At 64.9% G+C, this 19736-nt stretch carries 19 protein-coding genes and 1 riboswitch; of the genes, 6 read left to right on the top strand and 13 right to left on the bottom strand.

All coding sequences use genetic code 11. The features are described from left to right. Window positions 1–28 precede the first annotated feature (28 nt). A riboswitch (TPP riboswitch) is annotated at window positions 29–135 on the bottom strand. Between the two features lie 83 nt (window positions 136–218). The 4 genes from BT108_RS03520 to hpnA all read left to right on the top strand — a co-directional run bounded on the left by BT108_RS03520 (window position 219) and on the right by hpnA (window position 5295). Continuing rightward, on the top strand, window positions 219–890 hold the full coding sequence (locus BT108_RS03520) for a protein-L-isoaspartate O-methyltransferase family protein (RefSeq protein WP_072293280.1): 672 nt from the start codon (window positions 219–221) through the stop codon (window positions 888–890). 108 nt (window positions 891–998) lie between these two features. Continuing rightward, a complete protein-coding gene (locus BT108_RS03515) occupies window positions 999–2387 on the top strand; it encodes a TolC family outer membrane protein (RefSeq protein ID WP_072293175.1) in 1389 nt (462 codons plus the stop codon). Between the two features lie 141 nt (window positions 2388–2528). Beyond that, window positions 2529–4178 carry a MutS-related protein gene (locus BT108_RS03510; protein WP_072293174.1) on the top strand — a complete coding sequence of 550 codons (1650 nt, stop codon included), beginning with the start codon at window positions 2529–2531 and terminating at the stop codon, window positions 4176–4178. A 106-nt stretch (window positions 4179–4284) separates the two neighbouring features. Continuing rightward, window positions 4285–5295 (top strand): hopanoid-associated sugar epimerase, encoded by a 1011-nt coding sequence (hpnA, locus tag BT108_RS03505; RefSeq protein WP_072293173.1) that lies wholly within the window; start codon window positions 4285–4287, stop codon window positions 5293–5295. A 46-nt stretch (window positions 5296–5341) separates the two neighbouring features. Here the strand turns inward: hpnA and lysS are convergent, their stop codons facing one another. From lysS to BT108_RS03485, 4 genes are all read right to left on the bottom strand, one after another. Next, a complete protein-coding gene (gene lysS / locus BT108_RS03500; protein ID WP_083566163.1) occupies window positions 5342–6871 on the bottom strand; it encodes a lysine--tRNA ligase in 1530 nt (509 codons plus the stop codon). Window positions 6872–6873: 2 nt separating this feature from the next. Further along, window positions 6874–7978 (bottom strand): peptide chain release factor 2 gene (prfB, locus tag BT108_RS03495; RefSeq protein WP_143142383.1). Its coding sequence is split into 2 segments (ribosomal slippage): window positions 6874–7896 and window positions 7898–7978, totalling 1104 coding nucleotides; the frame shifts between segments, so codons are not numbered across the junction. A 107-nt stretch (window positions 7979–8085) separates the two neighbouring features. Beyond that, complete coding sequence (fghA, locus tag BT108_RS03490; protein WP_072293172.1) at window positions 8086–8949, bottom strand: S-formylglutathione hydrolase; 864 nt, start codon at window positions 8947–8949, stop codon at window positions 8086–8088. Then, a complete protein-coding gene (locus BT108_RS03485; protein WP_072293277.1) occupies window positions 8946–10070 on the bottom strand; it encodes an S-(hydroxymethyl)glutathione dehydrogenase/class III alcohol dehydrogenase in 1125 nt (374 codons plus the stop codon). Before BT108_RS03485 ends, fghA begins: the two co-directional genes overlap by 4 nt. A gap of 240 nt (window positions 10071–10310) precedes the next feature. Between BT108_RS03485 and BT108_RS03480 the strand changes: the two genes are divergently transcribed. Beyond that, the gene (locus BT108_RS03480) at window positions 10311–10820 is read left to right on the top strand and encodes a DUF1269 domain-containing protein (protein ID WP_072293276.1); all 510 of its coding nucleotides are present in this window, start codon (window positions 10311–10313) and stop codon (window positions 10818–10820) included. A 69-nt stretch (window positions 10821–10889) separates the two neighbouring features. Here the strand turns inward: BT108_RS03480 and BT108_RS03475 are convergent, their stop codons facing one another. Then, on the bottom strand, window positions 10890–11504 hold the full coding sequence (locus BT108_RS03475; RefSeq protein ID WP_072293171.1) for a GNAT family N-acetyltransferase: 615 nt from the start codon (window positions 11502–11504) through the stop codon (window positions 10890–10892). A 59-nt stretch (window positions 11505–11563) separates the two neighbouring features. Next, window positions 11564–12112 (bottom strand): inorganic diphosphatase, encoded by a 549-nt coding sequence (gene ppa / locus BT108_RS03470; RefSeq protein ID WP_072293170.1) that lies wholly within the window; start codon window positions 12110–12112, stop codon window positions 11564–11566. A 284-nt stretch (window positions 12113–12396) separates the two neighbouring features. Here ppa and BT108_RS03465 point away from each other — a divergent pair, with 284 nt between their 5' ends. Further along, complete coding sequence (locus BT108_RS03465) at window positions 12397–13074, top strand: glycerophosphodiester phosphodiesterase (protein ID WP_255369595.1); 678 nt, start codon at window positions 12397–12399, stop codon at window positions 13072–13074. Between the two features lie 22 nt (window positions 13075–13096). Here the strand turns inward: BT108_RS03465 and BT108_RS03460 are convergent, their stop codons facing one another. The 7 genes from BT108_RS03460 to BT108_RS03430 form a co-directional block, all read right to left on the bottom strand. Beyond that, window positions 13097–14578 carry a M48 family metalloprotease gene (locus tag BT108_RS03460; RefSeq protein WP_072293275.1) on the bottom strand — a complete coding sequence of 494 codons (1482 nt, stop codon included), beginning with the start codon at window positions 14576–14578 and terminating at the stop codon, window positions 13097–13099. Window positions 14579–14918: 340 nt separating this feature from the next. Further along, window positions 14919–15143: a 50S ribosomal protein L31 gene (gene rpmE / locus BT108_RS03455; protein ID WP_072293168.1), complete on the bottom strand. Its 225-nt coding sequence runs from the start codon at window positions 15141–15143 to the stop codon at window positions 14919–14921. A gap of 118 nt (window positions 15144–15261) precedes the next feature. After that, window positions 15262–17451 (bottom strand): c-type cytochrome, encoded by a 2190-nt coding sequence (locus tag BT108_RS03450; protein ID WP_072293167.1) that lies wholly within the window; start codon window positions 17449–17451, stop codon window positions 15262–15264. Beyond that, complete coding sequence (locus BT108_RS03445; protein ID WP_072293166.1) at window positions 17448–17858, bottom strand: copper resistance CopC family protein; 411 nt, start codon at window positions 17856–17858, stop codon at window positions 17448–17450. The genes BT108_RS03450 and BT108_RS03445 overlap by 4 nt, the downstream gene beginning before the upstream one ends. Window positions 17859–17971: 113 nt before the next feature. Further along, window positions 17972–18550 (bottom strand): hypothetical protein, encoded by a 579-nt coding sequence (locus BT108_RS03440; RefSeq protein WP_072293165.1) that lies wholly within the window; start codon window positions 18548–18550, stop codon window positions 17972–17974. 80 nt (window positions 18551–18630) lie between these two features. After that, window positions 18631–19164, bottom strand: coding sequence for a hypothetical protein (locus BT108_RS03435; RefSeq protein WP_255369594.1), 534 nt, complete (start codon window positions 19162–19164; stop codon window positions 18631–18633). Between the two features lie 293 nt (window positions 19165–19457). Continuing rightward, window positions 19458–19736: methane monooxygenase/ammonia monooxygenase subunit B (locus tag BT108_RS03430; protein WP_218184804.1), on the bottom strand; the 279-nt coding region annotated here is incomplete at its 5' end.

The following is a 19736-nucleotide window of genomic DNA, read 5'->3' as shown; positions in this document are numbered from 1 at the left end:
TTAAGTCTGCAATGCCATAAACGAGCGGGACGGACCGTCCCAGCTTCCCTACGGCGGCATTATCCGTATCAGGTATTGAGGGACTCTCTCACCGGTTTCCGGAGGTTCTCCGGAAACGGACCCCTAGCTGCTGCTGTGAAGCTAATGGAAATATGGAATAATTGCAAGCCTGCGATGGCGGCCGCTCCCTGAAAACAACATTCATTGACAAGATGGACATGGATCTCGAACAAACCCGATTCAACATGGTGGAACAGCAGATTCGCCCCTGGGACGTACTGGATCAGGAGGTGCTCCAGCTGCTGTTCGAACTGCGGCGCGAGGAATTCGTCCCGCCGGCCTATCGTTCGCTGGCGTTCGTCGACATGGAGATTCCCCTGGGATATGGCGAGGTGATGCTGACCCCGAAGCTGGAGGCGCGCATCCTCCAGGATCTGCAGGTGGAAAAAACCGACCGGATCCTGGAAATCGGCAGCGGCAGCGGCTATCTGACCGCCCTGCTGGCAAGCAGGGGGCGTCATGTCCACAGCGTGGAAATCGTACCGGAACTGAAGACGATGGCGGAAAGGAACCTCTGCGCGCACGGAATCGACAACGTGACCCTGGAACTGGGCGATGCCGGCCGGGGCTGGCCGCAGCATGCGCCCTACGACGTGATCGTGCTGACCGGCTCCACGCCGGTCCTGCCGGATACGTTCCGCCAGAGCCTCGGTGTCGGTGGACGCCTGTTCGCGGTGGTGGGCGAGGAGCCGGTGATGCAGGGTCGGCTCGTGACCCGCATGCCGCAGGCTCAGGGTGAGGATGCCGACGCCTTCCTTGCGGTCAACCTGTTCGAAACCTGTATCCCCCCGCTGAGAAATGCGGAGCAACCCAAGCGATTCACGTTTTGATTCTGCGAATGCATTCCCCGACCTGCGCGCCAACCCGATGACTCCGCCCATCGGGCCCGGCCAGACATCGGCCGTTGTTTCCAGTCAGGCGAGGCATCCCGGATCAAAGTGAAAACTTCGCGCATTCTCTTCCCTGCCCTTCTGTTCCTCGGTACCTTCCTGCACGGTGCGTCACATGCCGCCGACCTGATGGAGGTCTACCGGGAGGCGCTGGAACAGGACGCGCTGTACAGCGCGGCGCGCGCCACGCACCTGGCCGCCCAGGAAAAACTTCCCCAGGGACGGGCCGGGCTGCTGCCCACGGTCACCTTCTCGGGTGTGCGACGCCGCCAGCTGATCGACCGGGCGCTGGCGCCCCAGGTCACCATCGACAACCAGAGCCTGACCATCACCGCCACCCAGCCGCTGTACCGCAAGGAAAACTTCGCGATCTACGAGCAATCCAAGATCCAGGTCGCACAGGCGGACTGGCAGTTCATCATCGCCTCCCAGGATCTCATCCTGCGGGTGGCCCAGGCATACTTCGACATCCTGGCCGCCCACGCCAGCCTGGAGGTGGCCGAGGCCCAGAAGAAGGCCATCGGCGAACAGCTGGAGCAGGCCAAGCGCAATTTCCAGGTAGGCACCGCCACCATCGTCGACACCTACGAGGCCCAGGCCCGCTTCGACCTCACGCTCGCCCAGCAGATCGCCGCCATGAGCGAGCTGGAAGTACGCAAGCGAGCCCTGCAGCAGATCATCGGGCACATGCCCGATGATCTCATACGCCCGGATGAGGCCACCTCCGACCTGCTCACCCTGAAATATACGACGATGGACGAATGGATCCGCGTGGCCGAACAGAACAATCTCGCGCTCAGGGTGCAGGAGGCCATCGTCAGCATCGCCAAGCAGGACATCGAGAGGGCCAAGGCGGGACACTATCCCACATTGGACCTGGTCGCGATATACAGCGATCAGCAGGGCGTCGGCGGCACGATCACCGGCCGCGGGATCGATCTCACTTCCAAGGAAATCGGCCTGCAGCTCAACATTCCGATCTTCCAGGGGTTCGCCACGCAGTCCCGGGTACGTGAAGCACTGGCGAATCAGCAGCGGGCGCTCAGGGATCTGGACAATACGCGGCGCAACAGCGTGCTGCAGGTGAGCCAGCAATTCCTGAACGTCACCAACGGCATCGCCCAGGTGAAGGCGCTGGAGCAGGCGGTGGCGTCGAGCAGGAGCCAGCTGGATTCCACCAAGCTCGGACAGGAGGTGGGTGTCAGAACCGAGGTGGACGTACTGAACGCCCAGCAGCTGCACTATTCCGCCCGACGGGATCTGGCCCAGGCCCGCTACAACTTTCTCATGGCCAAACTGAAGCTGGAAGCGGAGGCGGGCGAACTCGACGAGGACGATCTGCGGCAGCTCAACGACGTGCTGACGAAAAAACCTCCTCCCGGCATTCCTTCCACCTACAGCCGGGGACAGACGGACCCGGTATCACGAATTCAATGAGAGCAAGGGTCGCCGCCTGTCGGTGCCGCCTCCGGCCGGACTCTGGCTCGCTGCAGTCCTTTCCCATACGGATTACCATGCCCGGATTGTCATCGCGGCCCCTTCGTGGCAGGATTCGGGTTCGATCCTCACGATAAGGCCATGCACACTCCGACACCCGCCCCCGCCGCCTCCGGGGAGCACCCTCCCATCCTCGCCCGCGGCGACCGCCCGGCGGGAATACGCGATACGCGCCCGGGCGAAGGCAGGGAGGGCGTCCTCGATGCCCGGACGTTCGACGCGATCGAGGTCGATGCCCTGTTCGACAGCTGCAACCATGCGGCCACGCACGTGGGCCAGGCAGTTCTGTACCGCTCCCTAGCACGCCCTTCCACCGATCCCGTGCTGGCACGGGAAAAGCAGGAAGCACTGCGCGAACTCGAGTCCGAGCCCGGGCTGCAGGAGGCGCTGCAGAATTTCATCAAGACGATGGCCGGCCAGGAGCATGCACTCCATCAACTGCTCTACGGCACCTTCACCGGCGGTCTCGCCGTGGATGGCGGCGGCAATGACCGGAACAGCATGGAATTCAGCGGCTACGGCTACCACCAGTACGTCGACGGCACCGGATTCGTGATCGATATGGTCGAATCGATCGATACCCTGCCGCCTCCCCGCAGCACCTATCTGCAGCGCCTGTTCGGCGTCATTCGCGATTTCGGCGCCTCGCGCATCTATTCCCTGATGCGCGGCCCCGTCTATCCCCTTGAGGGGAAATTCAGGACACGGGAGGAAAAGCCGCGCTATTCGCCCGCACTGCGCTTCACCCCGTCGCTCGTCAAGCCGCTCCCGGTGGTGGCCACGTTCGCCGCGCTCGGAGCAGCCCTGTTCTTCTTCCAGGATATGCTCGCCAGCTTCGGGCTCGCCCGTCTGGGATACGGGCTGTTCGTGCTCGCCATTCCCGTCCTGGCCGTCCTCCTGATCGCGATCGCGGCCTCGGATCGCGACACCGTCATCTATCCGCTACGCAAACTGTTTCGCCAGAGCCCGGAACTGGGGCGGGCACTGGACGCCCTGGGCATGCTGGACGAACTGCTGTCGTTCCGCCGCTACGCGCAGGGCTTCGGCGGCCCGATGACGCTGCCGGAGATCGTGGAGCATACGCGCCATCTGCTCATCGCCGCGGAGGCCCGGAATCCCCTGCTCGGCCACGCCAATCCGGATTACGTGCCCAACGACATACGCCTGGACGATGCCGGACGGGTACTGGTCATCACGGGGCCGAACAGCGGCGGCAAGACGGCCTACTGCAAGACCGTGGCCCAGCTGCAGCTGCTGGGCCAGGTCGGCTGCTACATGCCTGCCGCGACTGCACGGCTGGTGCCTGCGGAGCACATCTTCTACCAGGTACCGGATCCGGGCAAACTGGATGAGGGCATGGGCCGTTTCGGCCACGAACTGAAGCGCACACGCGAGATATTCTTCAATTCAACCGCGCGCAGTCTGGTCGTGCTGGACGAACTTTCGGAAGGGACGACGTTCGAAGAAAAGATGGAGCTTTCCGAGTACGTGCTCACGGGCTTCCACCAGCTCGGCGCCAGCACGCTCCTGGTCACCCACAACCATGAATTGTGCGAACGCCTGCAGGGCAAGGGCATCGGCCGCTACCTTCAGGGCGAATTCGGGCGTGGTGGGCCGACCCATCGCCTCGTTCCCGGCATATCGCGGGTCAGCCATGCCGACCGCGTGGCCGCCGCGCTGGGCTTCAGCAAGGAAGACGTGGAAAAACACCTGGCTACGCGTACTCCCTGACGGTCGCCAGACGGGCTGGATATCGCGCCGGCGCGAACCGGATGAATCACGACGCCGACTGCCCACTTTCCCGAAGCTGTTCTGAAACCGGAATGAAGGGAATACGATGAGATCACTGGTGACGGGAGCAAACGGTTTCGTGGGCTCTGCGGTTGCGCGCTGTCTGCTCGGCGCCGGCCATGAGGTCCGCTGCCTGGTCAGGCCGGGCAGCGACCGGCGCAACCTCCATGCGCTGCCGGTCGAGATTTCCGAAGGCGATCTGCGCTCGGTGCCTTCCCTGAAACGTGCGGTGGCCGGTTGCGACAACCTGTTTCACGTTGCGGCCGACTATCGCCTGTGGGTGCCCAATCCGGAAACCATGTACGACATCAACGTCAGGGGAACGGAAGCGCTCATTCGCACGGCTGCGGAAGCCGGCATGGCGCGCATGGTCTACACCAGCAGCGTCGCGACCTTGGGCGCCTGTCGTGACGGGACATGCGTCGACGAGGAAACGCCGTCCAGCCTCGAGTGCATGACCGGCCACTACAAGCGCTCCAAGTTCCTGGCGGAACGCGCCGTGCAGCGGATGACCGACGAACTCGGGCTGCCGCTGGTCATCGTCAATCCCTCGACGCCGATCGGCCCGCGCGACGTCAAGCCGACCCCGACCGGACGCATCGTGGTGGACACGCTGCGCGGCCGCATGCCAGCCTACGTCGACACCGGCCTCAACATCGCCCACGCCGACGACATCGCGCACGGCCACCTGCTGGCCTACGCGCACGGCCAACCGGGAGAGCGCTACATCCTGGGTGGGGAGAACATGACCCTGCTGCAGATACTGCAGGCCATCGATGCACTCCAGGGCAAGCGGACACGGCGTCTCGGCATCCCCATCAGCCTGATGCTGCCGGCCGCCTGGTGCATGGAGAAAATGGCGCTGGTGACGCGCGCCGAACCGCGGGCAACGCTGGACAGCGTGCACATGGCGCGCAAGAAGATGTACTACTCCAGCGAGAAGGCGATGCGCGTCCTGGGGTATCGCTACCGGCCCGCGGTCGAGGCGCTGGCGGACGCGATGGCGTGGTTTCAGGGCAACGGCTACTGCAACCCGGCGTATCGACCCGACGGGTGACGTTCTTTTCTCGCAATGGCTGCCCGCGCACCGCGATCGGAAAAGTTCAGCCTTCCGGCCGCAGCTGTGGAAACAGAATGACGTCGCGGATGCTGGGGCTGTCTGTGAGCAGCATGACCAACCGGTCGATGCCGATGCCCTCGCCCGCGGTGGGAGGCAGGCCGTACTGCAGGGCACGGATGTAGTCGGCGTCGTAGTGCATCGCCTCCGCATCGCCCGCATCCCGGGCGCGGGCTTGCTCTCGGAACCGGTCTGCCTGGTCGTCCGGGTCGTTCAGTTCGGAGAAGCCGTTGGCGATCTCGCGCCCCGCGATGTAGAGCTCGAACCGGTCGGTGATCTCCGGTCTGGCGTCGTTGCGCCGCGCCAGGGGCGAAACCTCGGCGGGATAATCGACGATGAAGGTGGGATCGAACAGCAGGTGCTCCGTGGTGGCGTCGAACAGGGCCAGCTGCAGAGTGCCGATGCCGTCGCCGGCATCGGCGGTTGTGCCCAGCAAACGCAGCCTGTCGCTCAGGAACGCCCGGTCGCCGAGCTGGGCGTCCGTGCAGTCGGGGTGGAACTGGCGGATCGCCTGGACGACGCTGAGCCGCGCGAAGGGGCGGGCCAGATCGATCTCCCTGCCCTGGTACGCCAGGCGGGTGCTCCCCAGGGCCGAGATCGCGACCTCGCGCAGCAGGGCTTCGGTGAAATCCATCAGATAGGCGTGATCCTGGTAGGCCTCATAGAATTCCAGCATGGTGAATTCCGGATTGTGCCGCGTGGATATCCCCTCATTGCGGAAATTGCGATTGATCTCGAACACCTTTTCCATGCCGCCCACCACCAGCCGCTTCAGGTACAGCTCCGGTGCGACGCGCAGATAGAGCTGCATGTCCAGGGCATTGTGGTGAGTGACGAAGGGCCGTGCCGCGGCGCCGCCGGGGATGGGATGCATCATCGGCGTCTCCACCTCGAGATAACCCCGTACCACGAGGAAGTCGCGGATCGACTGGATGACGCGCGCGCGGATGGCGAATATCCGGCGCGTGTTCTCGTTCATGACGAGATCGAGATGGCGCTGGCGATACCGCTGCTCCTGGTCGGCGAGGCCATGGAACTTCTCCGGCAGGGGACGCAGTGACTTCGTCAGGAGGCGCATGCGGGTGACGCGCACCGAAAGTTCGCCGCTGCGGGTCTTGAAGACTATGCCCTCGGCCCCCAGGATGTCGCCGAGATCGTAGTGCCGGAATGCGTCGTAGGCCTCCGCTCCGATCGCGTCGCGGGTGACGTAGAGCTGGATGCGCCCGCTCATGTCCTGCAGCGTGGCGAAACTCGCCTTGCCCATCACCCGCTTCAGCATCATGCGTCCCGCGACGCTCACCGGATGGGCCGCCGATTCCAGGACGTCCGCGGCCTGTTCCCGGTACTGCCGATGCAGCGCGTCCGCCAGATGTCCGCGGCGGAAATCGTTGGGAAAGGCGCCACCCGTCTCGCGCAGCGCGGCCAACTTGGCGCGGCGCTCCTCAGTGATCTCCCGACCGTCGACACATGCCTTGTCGGCAGCCTCGGAGGGAAACTCCCGTTCTTTTTCGATCATGGCTACATTCCCTGCTTCAGGCTCGCCTCGATGAATTCATCGAGTCCGCCGTCGAGCACCGCCTGAGTGTTGCCGACTTCGACGCCGGTGCGCAGATCCTTGATGCGCGACTGGTCCAGCACGTAGGAACGGATCTGATGGCCCCAGCCGATGTCGGTCTTGCTGTCCTCGATCACCTGCTTCTCATCGTTGCGCCTGCGCAGCTCCGCCTCGTACAGCCGGGACTTCAGCATGGCCATCGCATCGGCGCGGTTGCGGTGCTGGGAACGGCCGCTCTGGCACTGCACCACGATACCCGAGGGAAGATGGGTGATGCGGATGGCGGAATCCGTCTTGTTGATGTGCTGACCGCCGGCACCGGAAGCCCGGAACGTATCCACGCGCAGATCCGCCGGGTTGATCTCGATCTCGATGGTGTCGTCCACCTCGGGATAGACGAACACGCTGGCAAAGGACGTATGGCGCCGATTGCCGGAATCGAAGGGCGACTTGCGCACCAGCCGGTGCACGCCGGTTTCGGTGCGCAGATAGCCGTACGCGTACTCGCCGGTCACCTTGAGGCTGGCGCTCTTGATGCCGGCGACATCCCCGGTGGATTCCTCCAGCGTCTCCACGGCGTATCCCCGCCGCTCGCAGAAGCGCAGGTACATGCGTTGCAGCATGGCCGCCCAATCCTGCGCCTCGGTGCCACCGGATCCCGCCTGGATGTCCACGAAGCAGCTGCCGGCATCCATCGGGTTGGAGAACATGCGGCGGAACTCCATCTCCGCCACCCTCCGCTCCAGTCGTCCGGCATCGTCGGCGACGCTTTCCAGCGCGGCCGCATCCTGTTCCTCCCGGGCCATGGCGAACAGTTCGCGGGTATCGCGCAACTGCCGCCCCACACTCTCCAGGGTCATGACGACGTCTTCCAGCGCCTTCTTTTCCCGTCCCAGTTCCTGTGCACGCTTGTTGTCGTCCCAGATGGCCGGATCTTCCGTCATCCGGGTCAGTTCGTTCAGGCGTATCCGCTTGCTGTCGAAGTCAAAGATGCCTCCGTAGCTGAGCCGCCCGATCGTCGAGATCGTCGAGTTGGAAAAAGATGGCGTTGAGTCGTTCCGCTTCCATGGCGTGGCCGAAGATCCTGTGAAAGAAGCGGGATTATACAGGAAGAAGCCGCCACGTTTAGCCGTCCCGTGGGACGCGCCTTGCAACCCACCTGCGGCAGGCGGCGCTCAGGCCAGCGCCTGCGCATGAAAGCGCAGGTGGCTGTCGATGAAGGTGCTGATGAAAAAATAGCTGTGATCGTAGCCAGCCTGCAGGCTGATGCGTGCCGGATAGCCGGTAGCCCGGCAGGCGGCCTCCAGACGATCGATGCGCAGCTGCTCGGTCAGGAATTCGTCGGCATCGCCCTGATCGATCTTCATCGGCACGTGCGCCTCCGGCGCGGCGGCGCCGATCAGAAGCACGGCGTCATAAGGACTCCAGGCGGCCTCGTCCTCGCCGAGGTAGTGCCTGAAAGCCTTGCGTCCCCAAGGCGAAGCGGTCGGATGGGCAATGGGCGAGAAGGCGGATACCGAGCGGTAGCGGCGGGGATTGCGCAGGGCAGCGACCAGCGCCCCATGGCCGCCCATGGAGTGTCCGCAGATCGATCGCCGGTCGTTTACCGGAAAGTGCCGTTCGATGAGCGCGGGAAGCTCCTCGACGACATAGTCGTACATGCGGTAGTGGCGACTCCATGGCGCCCGGGTGGCATTGACGTAGAATCCCGCACCCAGCCCCAGGTCGAAGGCGCCGTCCGGCGCGCACGCCACGCCGTCCCCCCTCGGGCTGGTATCCGGCGCCACCAGGGCGAGGCCGAGTTCCGCCGCCACCCGCTGCGCGCCCGCCTTGAGGACGAAATTCTCGTCGGTGCACGTCAGCCCCGACAGCCAGTAGACGACCGGCACTCTCTCCCCGCGGGCGACGGCCGGCGGCAGGTAGATGGAAAAGTTCATGGCGCAGTCCAACGCGACCGACACGTGCCGGTAGCGCGCCTGGGATCCCTCGAACAGGCGATGCGAAGAGAGCAGCCCCGGTTCCGGCATATCCCGCGTCATGCGCCGAAGTGGATGACGGTACGGATGGACTTGCCCGCGTGCATCAGGTCGAATGCGGCGTTGATGCGGTCGAGCGGCATGGTATGGGTGATGAAGGTGTCGAGCTCGAACTCGCCGTCGAGATAACGCTGCACGTATCCCGGAAGCTGGCTGCGGCCCTTGACTCCCCCGAACGCCGAACCGCGCCACACGCGCCCCGTGACCAACTGGAACGGCCGCGTTCGGATCTCCTCGCCCGCGCCGGCCACACCGATGATCACCGATTCGCCCCACCCCTTGTGGCAGCACTCCAGCGCGGAACGCATGACGTCGACGTTGCCGATGCATTCGAATGAAAAATCCACCCCGCCACCCGTCATCTCGACGATGACCTCCTGGATCGGCTTGCCATGCTCCCGCGGATCGACCACGTCGGTGGCCCCGAGTTGCGTCGCGATCGCAAACTTGTCGGGATTGACGTCGATCGCGATGATGCGCTCCGCCCTCGCCATCGCAGCCCCCACGATCACGGCCAGGCCGATGCCGCCCAGCCCGAATACCGCCACCGTGTCGCCCGCCCGGACCTTCGCCGTATTGGCGACCGCGCCCAGGCCGGTGGTGACACCGCATCCCAGCAGGCACACCTTTTCCAGGGGCGCCTCCTTGCTGATCTTGGCCAGCGCGATCTCGGGGATCACGGTGTATTCGGAAAAGGTCGAGGTTCCCATATAGTGGTGGATCGGCCTGCCGTCCTTGATGAACCGGGTGGTGCCGTCGGGCATCAGTCCCTGCCCCTGGGTTGCGCGTATCGCCTGGCACAGGTTGGTCTTTCCCGACCTGCAGAACCCGCATTCGCCGCACTCGGGCGTATACAGCGGGATGACATGGTCGCCCACGGCGACGCTGGACACACCCTCACCCAGCGCCTCGACGATGCCGCCACCCTCATGGCCCAGAATAACGGGAAAACGCCCTTCAGGATCATTCCCCGACAAGGTGAACGCATCGGTATGGCACACCCCCGTTGCGATCATGCGCACCAGAACTTCTCCTTTCCGGGGGGGCAGCAGATCGACCTCCTCGATGCTCAGCGGCTGGCCTGGGCCCCAGGCGACCGCCGCGCGTGTCCTGATTCTTTCCATGAAGAGCGCTCCGTAGACAGGGAGGGCCGGTGAAATCGGCGCACCAGCCATCACCCACAGGATCGATATTACCAGTTCCATCCCTCACGGGGGCATCTCGCTCCCCGCGGCCGGCGCCTCCCATTTCCATGTAACAAGCATGGATATTGCTTTTTTCGAGGGACATTCTATGATGGGAGTGGGAGGGACGCCGCATTCCGGACGGAATGCCTCATCTGTCAACCTTCATAGGAGAGCATGATGCGACGAATCTATTTTCTCGTTCCCGACATCGACACCACCCGGCGCATCGTCGATGAGCTGCTGCTGGCACGCATCGAGGAACGGCACATACACGTGATCGCGAAACGCGGGGTACCGCTCGAGGATTTGCCCGAGGCCAGCCTGATGCAGAAGAGCGATTTCATTCCTGCAGTGGAACGAGGTCTTGCCCTCGGTGGCTCGGCCGGCATTCTCGCCGGGCTCGTTGCGCTCTCCATTCCACCCGCCGCGGCGGTCGTCGCCGGCGGCGTGCTGCTGGCGAGCACCGTGGCCGGCGCCGGCGTGGGCGCATGGGCAGGCGGCCTGATCGGTATCAGTACGGCCAGTTCGAGGATCAGGCAGTTCGAGGCGGCGATCGAGGCGGGACAGCTCCTGGTCCTGGCGGACGTCCCCAAGAGCCGTGTCGAGGAAATCGAAGGCGCCATCAAGGCTCACTTGCCCAGCGTGGAAATCGAGGGGACCGAGCCCGTGATTCCGGCGTTTCCGTAAGGGACGCCGGCAGGCCGGCCGCAGGGAGGACGCGCCGGACACCCGGCACTGCTCCGCTGCGAACACCCGCTACGTCCCCTGGCCAGCTGCGTCCGACGCATGCATGGCGAGCCTGCTCGACAGGTTGCTCCTGACCGCCGGCCACTCATGCTGCAGTATGGAATAAACGACCGTATCCCGGATCGATCCATCCGCCATCCTCCGGTGGCTGCGCAGGATGCCGTCCTGCCGGGCCCCCAGCCTCTCGATGGCTGCCCTGGATGCATGGTTGAAGGCGTGCGTCCTGAACTCCACCGCGATCGCGTCCTTCTCCTCGAAGATGTGCCGCAGCAGCAGCAGCTTGCTCTCGCTGTTCACGCCCGTCCTGCAGGCTGACCGGGCGTACCAGGTATACCCCAGCAGCGCCCGTCGGGTCATCGCGTCGACGTCGTAGAAGCGGGTAGTGCCGACGATCCGGCCATTCCTATTGAGCTTGACGGCAAACGCGATGTCTCCCCCCGCCGCGGCCTCCATGGCCTGAACCACGTAACGCTCCATGAGATCCGGCGACGGCACGCTTGCAAACCAGAGCTTCCAGTATTCCCCATCGCGCACCGCATCCTTCAGGGGTTCGATGTGGTCGATCCCCAGGGGGAGAAGGGTCACGATCTCCCCCTTCAGGGTCACGGGGTCAAGCCAGTTCATATATCTGTCGTGAGTGCCCCTGCTATGGACGGCAAGGTGTGGTCAGGACCCCGTCTTCGCTAGAATCTGGGCTTTTTCTTTGCCGAATTGTAACGCTTGACGCCGCCCATGATCTCGGCCTTGGCCTGCTTGACACCCACCCAGCCGTCCACCTTGACCCATTTCCCCGCTTCCAGATCCTTGTAGTGGGCAAAGAAGTGTGCGATCTGCGAACGCACCAGTTCGGGCACGTCGTCCGGAGACTTGATCTTCCGGTAAAGGCTGCACAGCTTGTCGATGGGCACGGCCAGCACCTTGGCGTCGTCGCCCGCTTCATCGACCATCTTCAGCATGCCCAGCGGCCTGCAGCGCACCACCACGCCCGTGATGAGCGGAACCGGAGAAATCACCAGCACGTCCACCGGGTCGCCGTCCTCGGACAGCGTATGCGGAATGTAGCCATAGTTGCACGGATAGTGCATCGATGTCGACATGAAGCGATCGACGAACATTGCGCCGGTCTCCTTGTCGACCTCGTACTTGATGGGATCCGCGTTCATGGGTATCTCGATGATGACGTTGAAGTCGTCGGGCACATCGCGACCGGAGCTGACTCGATCCAGGTTCATTCGCTTTCCTGCAGAAATTGGCAAGGATTCGGATTATAACCGCGGGCGGAGAGGATTGCCCGGCTTCCACGGCCACCGGCGCCGCACGCCGATCCCGGTAGTTGCTTTCCCTATCGACCATTCGAGGCCGGGTAGGGTTACAATACCCATCATGAATACCGTGTCCGCCGCCCCGGCATCGCCCCTGAAATCCGGATTGGACGGGCGCGCTGCCCATCCACGGACCCGAATCCGTTTTCATTCCGCCGGCCATACGGGATGGCCGTAGCCATGGCCGAGACCTCTTGCCCGGACGGACCGGCATGCTGGTGATCGCCCATCGCGGCGCCCACGCTGCGGTTCCCGAAAACACGCTCGCCGCTTTCGAAGCTGCGGTGGCCTTGGGCGCGAACGGCGTCGAGACCGATGTGCGCATCAGCCTGGATGGCCTGCCGGTGCTCGTCCACGACCGCATCACGCCCGCCGGTCCCGTCGCCGGCCTCGTCCGCCGGGACATCGAGCATGCCGTCGGGCACGAGGTGCCGACTCTGGATGAGGCGCTCGAGGGGTTTCCCGGGATCCTGTGGAACATCGAAATCAAGACGATACAGGCTCTCTTCACCGTGATGGAGGTCATCCGACGGCATGAAGCGGGCCACCGTATCCTGGTGACCTCGTTCCGCCACGACGTGGTGGCCCTCTGCGCCGCATCCCTGAAGGTGAATTTCGGGGTATTGGTTGCACACCGGCCGCGCACACCGGATTCCCTGCTGGCCTATCTGGGCGGCAACAGCAATCCCAGGATCAACCACGTTGTATGGGATTACGAGGTCATCGACGGCAGCCTGCTGGAAAAGGCCATGATGGAGGGGTTCCGCAACTTCGTCTATGGCCCGGTGACCAAGGACGAACACGACCACTGCCGGGAACTCGGGGTGGACGGCGTGATCACCGACCATCCCCTGCTCGCGCAGAACATGTGACGGAGAAGACGGTACGGTGCGTCTACTCGACGATCTTGAGGCGCTGACCGATCATCGGCTCACCGTCGGGATAATGGCCGTTGAGAAGGCGCAGGTGATTCTCGGCGCTCGCCCCCAGCGGCGAGTCCCGTGCCAGATCCGCATAGCGCACCCCGCCTGCGGCAGTGATGATCTTGATGGTCAGCGGCCTGATGGCGGCCCGTTCCGCATCGGCGAGTGTACGAAAGCTGCCGATCGAGTCGGCGAGCGCATCGCGATGGCGGTCGTACGCGGCGGGGGAAGCGCCCTTTCCCGCAAGGAGGAACGCCTGGTCGTCGTGATAGATCACAGCCACCATGTACGGCTCCCGGTTCTGCACGGAAGCGGTGACGAGTGCCATGGGAAGACCGTTGCGGGTCATCGACACCACCCGATCCGATGGCGCGAGACGCAGGCGCGCACGGATGAGATCCGCCGGCGAACCGCGAGGCTCACCGAAGAGGCGCAGGGCCACCAGCGCGTCGCCTTCCGGACTGAGCGCCGCTACCTCGTCTGGCCGGTTGCGCACGCGCCATCCCGGTGGGAACGATACTGCGAATCCCATCTCTCGATGCCGAAACGTATTGCCGCGCACGACCCCGTGGGCGACGCTGTCCCCGAACACGATACCCTCGATTTGCTGTAGAAATTCGGTGCGCCGGCCGTCTGCGCGACCGGACGGGCGGACAGGGCGGCCCGCCTCGCCGACCACTTCCTGCAGGCGTGTGTCGTTATCGGGGTGCGTGGCGAAGATGCCGTGGTAGCGGCGCGGCTCGCGACCCTCCTGGCGCGCGATCTCGACGTCGAACAACTCCTGGTTCTTGAGTACCCCGATGACCTGAATCATGGCCTGCGGATCGTAGCCGGTGCGCGCGAGATATTCGGCTCCCAGGCGATCCGCCTCCAGTTCGTGACCGCGTCCATAGCCGGAAAGCAGCGCGTTCCCGGTCAATCCCAGGAAGCTCTGCAACCCCTGTGCCAGCTGGCCGCCCGCCTGCGGCATCAGGATGCTCGCCGCCAGGCTGCCGACGGTGGCCACCGCCTGGGTGGCGACTGCTGCGCTGTACTGCCGCACGCCATGACGGGCCGTCACGTGGCCGATCTCATGCCCCAGCACGGCGGCAAGCTCGGCCTCGGAATTGAGATACGCCAGCATGCCGCGCGTAACGTACACATGGCCGCCCGGCAACGCGAAAGCATTGACCTGGGGACTGTCGACGACCGTAAAGTGGTAGTCGAGCTGCGGCCGGTGGCTTTCGCGGGCCAGCCTCTGCCCGACTGCATCGACGTATGCCTGCAGAGGCGGCAAATCGTAGCGCCCGTACTCCTTGAGTATATCGGAAGCCGCCTGGCGCCCCTTGTCGATCTCCTCGGCTTCGGACATGAGGGTGAAATCGCGGCCACCGGTCACCGGATTGATCGCGCATCCGGTCAGCAACAGGACGGTGCCCAGAAGGAGGTTCAGCCCGGATGCCGGTAACGCCATATCCGCACCCGGTCGATCCGGCCGCTTCTGCCCGGACATGTGCCGCCGATATTCATGTCGCCTGTCTCATCCCGCTTGCATCCGCCAGACCTGCCGCCTGTGCGTCGACACCCGCTCGACCCTGACTCCCTGTTTGAGACATTCGTCTGCCGGACGAGTTCGTAACGCCTTCCATGCATCGATTCCGCCGCGGCCTTCCGAGGCCGCCCGGCACGAAAATCGGGTCATGCCCGCGATCGACACGCAATAAAAAGGCCGCCCGAACGGGCAGCCCGAAGCAAGGGTTGGGGAAACCGCGCACCTGCTCAGATGGAAGCGCGCGGAGAGTCGGGAAGCGCTATCAGACCGCTGTCTGGCCGTCTGCCTTCTTGCCGTATTTCTGACGGAACTTCTCCACCCGCCCGGCGGTATCGACGATCTTCTGCTTGCCGGTATAGAACGGATGGCAAACCGAGCAGACTTCTATATGCAGAGGCTTGTTCATGGTGGAGCGCGTCTGGAACGTGTTGCCGCAGCTGCACGTCACGGTGATCTCCTGATACTCGGGATGTATCGCTGCTTTCATGGTTTCTGTCCTTGGTCGATGCCCGGCACGGCCTGGTTCGCCTCATGCCACGGGAGGCCGCATATTATCCTCCAATCCGGAAATGCTGGCAATGGCAGCACCGTCCGCGAGAGTGCATTCAATGCACGTGGTCGCCTGGAGGTGGGAGGATTTCGGGTTCCTGGTTGAGTTGTTCGATCTGCTGCATCAGCATGCTGGTGTTCTCCCATCCGGGGCCGTCCGCATCCGGGATCCAGCGCGCCCGCAGGTAGCCGAACCGATCCACCAGGAACTCCATGTGCGCAGGCAGCGTCCCCTCTCCCAGCAGGTCGGGCTTGTTCAGCGTGCGCCGGAACAGGGCGTAGCTCGGCACGATGTCGCCCACCCCCTGCGTCACCACCGGGAAGGTCGCCTCATTCAGGATCTGGGCGATCTCCCCGGCATCCGGGTCGTCCTCGGGGATCGCCAGCAGCACCGTGTCGGCCGACTCGACACGGGCCGCCAGCGCCCGCAACTGCACCAGCCGCTCGCGCGACTGCGGCCAGGAGAAGAAGACCAGCAGCAGGTTCTTGCGCCCACGAAAGTCCTTCAGGGTGCCGCTCGTGCCGTCATGCGCGCTGTAGGAGAAGTTGGGCGGGCCCAGGTTCGGCTGGGGCTGTTCGGGTACGACCCGCGGACTCATCAGGCGCGCCTGGTAGCCGCGCGACATGGCGTGCAGGAAGTTGACCACGTCCCACCGGTCTTCTTCGGTGAGGTTGTCAAACGGCGGCATGCCGGTGTTGGGAATGCCGTAGGTGAGCCAGTGCAGGAAGTCGCCCGCGGTGTGCCGCGCGGTGTGCGGTTCGGTGAGCAGGTCCACGGGCGGGGGGTTGAAGGATTTGGCGAGTACGCCGTTGCCCTTGCCCTGCGGGCCGTGGCAGGCGGTGCAGTTCTCGCCGAACAGGACGGCCCCGTTGGCAATCGAGATGGTGTCGAACGGAACCGGGGTCTTGCGGTAGGTCTCGGGATAGGCGGGTACCGCCAGCGGCGGCAGTGCCAGCGCCAGGGCGCTCGCAGCCAGCAGCGCCGGAATGCCCAGCCTGCGCTTGCGTTCCCAGCCGTGCCTGCGCCCGTAGGCGAGCGCGCCGAAGGCGAGGAGGAGCAGGGTCACGCCGCTCCAGACGCGTATCATGACGCTGGTCTCGCCCCAGGTGGCCGCCAGGGAGAAGCGGAAGCCGTAGGGCCAGTCCTGGATGATGGCGTGCTTGGCCGGAACGGTGTTGGAGACGATGGTGGCCAGCAGGACGATGAAGAGGGCGAGGATGAGTTCGAGGCCTACCCAGCGGCGCATGTGGCGCCCCGCCGCAAGCGCTTTCTCGAGGATGCCGGCAGCGGCCCCGGGCACGGCCTGGGAGAACAGCGGCAGCCAGGTGGCGCGCGCCCGCGCGGCGATCACGAGGACGAGGGCCAGCAGCAGAAGCTTGGCGTTGAGCAGCCAGCCGTACCAGGTGGAAACCATGGCGGCGTAGGCGCTGTCGACCATGCGGTCGGTGATGAGGATGCCGGTGGCGATCACCGCCAGCATCACCGGCAGCGCCAGCACCGAGAAGCGCTGCAGCGCCCGGGCGCCGGCCTGGATCAGTTCTTCGCGGGTGCGCAGGACGGGATGCAGGCGCGCGACGGCGCCGTCTCCGGCGTCAAGATCGAGGTCGGGGCCCGGATGGGCGTGCGCGGCCGCGCCGCCCCCCGACGCGCCAGGGCCGGGCCGGGCCGGGAGGGCGCTTGCGCCCGCCTCCCCGGGCGCAAGCGCACCGGTGCAGGTGAAGCAGACCAGGAGGAAGGCGGGCAGGGCGCCGAACCAGACGCTCGCGAGGATGATGTGCAGGGCGTAGGGCAGCACCGAGAGCACCGACAGTTCTTCGGCGGCGGAGTGGCTCGCGAGCGAGCCCACGATCAGGGTCAGGCAGGCGGCCGCGGTGCAGGCCAGGTAGTGCCAGCGCGCCCGCGAGGCGCTGTGGCGGATGTAGAGGACGATGGCAAGCACCAGGATCGCGCTGGCGGCCCGTCCCGCCCAGATGTGGCCCATGCGGGTGTTCTGGATGAGGGCGAGCCAGGCCTGCAGGTTCCACAGGCTGGCGTCCTCGCCCGTGGCCTGGGCAGTGGTGGTGGCGAGGATGCCCACCAGTCCCACCAGGAGCATGAGCGCCAGCCATGGCAGCAGGCGTTCGAGCCGTCCCACCCAGGGGGAGCGCCAGGCGCCGGCGATCGCCATGAAGACGCAGCCGCCCACCAGTATCATGTTGGACGCGAGCTGCAGCCAGCGAAACAGCGTCGCAACGACCTCGATCATTGCGACGGGTCTTGGCTCTTTATCGTGAAGTCATAGGAGGATTTGACGGTGTGGCCGTCCACCGAGAGAACCTTGTACTCCACGGTGTATTTGCCAGGCGCCAGCTCCGGCAGGGGGTGGACGATGGAGCGCGGATCGTCGGCCGACACTTCCGGCTTGATCCTGTCCACGATGGGGGTCTTGTCGGCCTGGTAGATGCTCAGCAAGGGGTAGTCCTTTTCGACTTCCTCGTTGAACCACAGGCGTACCTGGGTCGGGGGCTTCTTGAGCACCGCGCGCCGCGGCGGCTCCGCCTTGACCAGCATGGCGTGCGCGAGCACCGGCGCGCTGTGCAGTCCGAGTGTGGCGATCAGGAGCAGCGCACAGCCTCGGGCGGCACGCTGCAGGGGTGTCGTGCGTGATTCCATGGTGTTGACCCTCGTTTTGTAGCCGTCTCCCGGTCTTCATGAAAGCGGCGATTGTATTGGGTATGACCGTATTGCCGGTATATGGTTCGTCCGCGGCGCCAGCTCCGCCTTGCTCAGGCCGCGGCCCCGCCGCCGGAGCGCCCGCGCAGGAAGAAGAATGCGGCGGCACCCACGGCGGCGACGATGCCGCCGATCAGGAACGGGGAGGTGCCCTTGGGCTCGCCCACCGAGAAGGGAAAGCGCGAGATGTGCTCCGCCTGGTCGCGCACGGTCACGAGCCCCACGAATTTGCCCGGCTGGGCAAAGTCGTATTCGAAGTTGATGGAGCCGTTGGGGTAGACCTTGGCGGGTATGTGCAGGATGGTGATGTCGTCCAGGTTGCCTTCGCCGCCTTCGGCCGCACCGGTGTCGCGGATGATGCGTACTTCGGTGGGCAGGGGACGCAGGGCTTCTTCGATGTAGTCCAGCGCCACGACGGTGCGCCCGGTGCCGGGAATGTCTTCGCAGAATTCCTTCTCCTGGGTGGCCTCGGGCTGGTAGCCGGTGAAGTGCATGGTGTAGGGGCCGATGGTGAGCTTGCAGATGTCGTCGGCCAGCGAGAGGCCGCCGTGGGCGTGGACGGCGCTGGTGTGCGGCAGGCCCGCGGCCAGGATCAGGCCGAGCAGGGCAGGTTTGAGTGTGCGTAGAAACATGTCGGATCCACCTATAAAAAAGAGTTGTTGTCGGGCCTGCGCCGGATCTTACCGCCTTCGGCGGGCAAATGCAGCCCCTGTCAGGGCCGCTTGCGGGTTTCCCGCCATTGCTGCACACGCTTGGATTTCATGAGCTTGTAACCCAGAAGCGTCAGGATCAGCAGGATGATCAGCGGACCCACGGCGGAGCGGAACAGTTGCGCGTAGTTGACCATCTGTACCCGCAAGGGATACTGGAAGCGCAGCGGCGGCTGGCCCTCGGCGGTGATGAGGACGGTGTACAGGCCCTGATCCAGCCCGGTCTCGGTGGAGATGACGCCATCCGGGTGGTAGCTCGCCGCGAGGTATTTGAGGGTCTCGTCCTCGGCCTCGCCGGTGCCGCGCGTCACGCGCACGCTGATGGGCATGTCGCGCAGGGCAGGATCGATCAGGTCCACCACCAGGTAGGTGTCGCCCACCGCGGGGATTTCGGTACAGTACTGGGCGGTGGGTTCGAACTGCGGCTGGTAGGCGCTCAGGTGCACCATGCTCTCGCCGATGCGGCGCACGCACGGGTCTTCTTCCAGGGAGACGTTGCCGTGCCCTGCCGCCGTGCCTGTGTGCAGCAGCGCCATCAGGACGAGGGCTGCAGCACCCGCCTGTTTCAGTTGTCTGACGATGGACGGGCAAGCCCGTCCGGATTGTGATGGTGCATGGTACACGTCCCGCCCCCTCGGCCACTTCCGTTCGATTCGTATCCGCCGGCCGCTCGCCGGGGTCGTTCCTGGGCCTGCGGCGGCAGCGCCGCCAGGAGGCGCGCAGGTTGCGGTTATCCGGGCCCGGGCGCTGGCGCGCGTGCGGGCGCATAAAAAACACCGATCCCCCTTGCCGTCTGTCGACGGGGGCGGATCGGTGTCATGTGTGAAGCTTACAGCTTGGTGAAGACCGGTATCACCGCTCCGGCGATGCTGTTGATGTTGCGATCGCCCGTGTCGCTCCAGGTCATCAGCAGGCCGCCAAACCGGCTCTCCGGGTCGCCCAGGAGCGCCATCAGCCGCTGTACTTCCCACAGCGCGTCCTTCGCTTCCATCTTGATCTCGCGCGTCTCTCCCGGTTGGATCGGGGTCTCGTTGTCAAACGACAGGCCGGTGGCCACCAACTCCTTCGGGTAGTTGCGATCCAGGTGCTTCAATCCCACCTTGTTGAT

The sequence above is a fragment of the Nitrosovibrio sp. Nv17 genome (assembly GCF_900119085.1).
Taxonomy (GTDB): Bacteria; Pseudomonadota; Gammaproteobacteria; order Burkholderiales; family Nitrosomonadaceae; genus Nitrosospira.
Note: the sequence above shows the minus strand (reverse complement) of the source record. Positions and strands in the feature narration are given on the sequence as shown.

Coding starts and splice junctions, on each gene's coding strand:
- BT108_RS03520 (WP_072293280.1), top strand. CDS start 219: ATGGATCTCGAACAAACCCGATTCAACATGGTGGAACAGCAGATTCGC.
- BT108_RS03510 (WP_072293174.1), top strand. CDS start 2,529: ATGCACACTCCGACACCCGCCCCCGCCGCCTCCGGGGAGCACCCTCCC.
- hpnA (WP_072293173.1), top strand. CDS start 4,285: ATGAGATCACTGGTGACGGGAGCAAACGGTTTCGTGGGCTCTGCGGTT.
- lysS (WP_083566163.1), bottom strand. CDS start 6,871: ATGATCGAAAAAGAACGGGAGTTTCCCTCCGAGGCTGCCGACAAGGCA.
- fghA (WP_072293172.1), bottom strand. CDS start 8,949: ATGACGCGGGATATGCCGGAACCGGGGCTGCTCTCTTCGCATCGCCTG.
- BT108_RS03485 (WP_072293277.1), bottom strand. CDS start 10,070: ATGGAAAGAATCAGGACACGCGCGGCGGTCGCCTGGGGCCCAGGCCAG.
- BT108_RS03480 (WP_072293276.1), top strand. CDS start 10,311: ATGCGACGAATCTATTTTCTCGTTCCCGACATCGACACCACCCGGCGC.
- BT108_RS03475 (WP_072293171.1), bottom strand. CDS start 11,504: ATGAACTGGCTTGACCCCGTGACCCTGAAGGGGGAGATCGTGACCCTT.
- ppa (WP_072293170.1), bottom strand. CDS start 12,112: ATGAACCTGGATCGAGTCAGCTCCGGTCGCGATGTGCCCGACGACTTC.
- BT108_RS03460 (WP_072293275.1), bottom strand. CDS start 14,578: ATGGCGTTACCGGCATCCGGGCTGAACCTCCTTCTGGGCACCGTCCTG.
- rpmE (WP_072293168.1), bottom strand. CDS start 15,143: ATGAAAGCAGCGATACATCCCGAGTATCAGGAGATCACCGTGACGTGC.
- BT108_RS03450 (WP_072293167.1), bottom strand. CDS start 17,451: ATGATCGAGGTCGTTGCGACGCTGTTTCGCTGGCTGCAGCTCGCGTCC.
- BT108_RS03445 (WP_072293166.1), bottom strand. CDS start 17,858: ATGGAATCACGCACGACACCCCTGCAGCGTGCCGCCCGAGGCTGTGCG.
- BT108_RS03440 (WP_072293165.1), bottom strand. CDS start 18,550: ATGTTTCTACGCACACTCAAACCTGCCCTGCTCGGCCTGATCCTGGCC.
- BT108_RS03435 (WP_255369594.1), bottom strand. CDS start 19,164: ATGGCGCTGCTGCACACAGGCACGGCGGCAGGGCACGGCAACGTCTCC.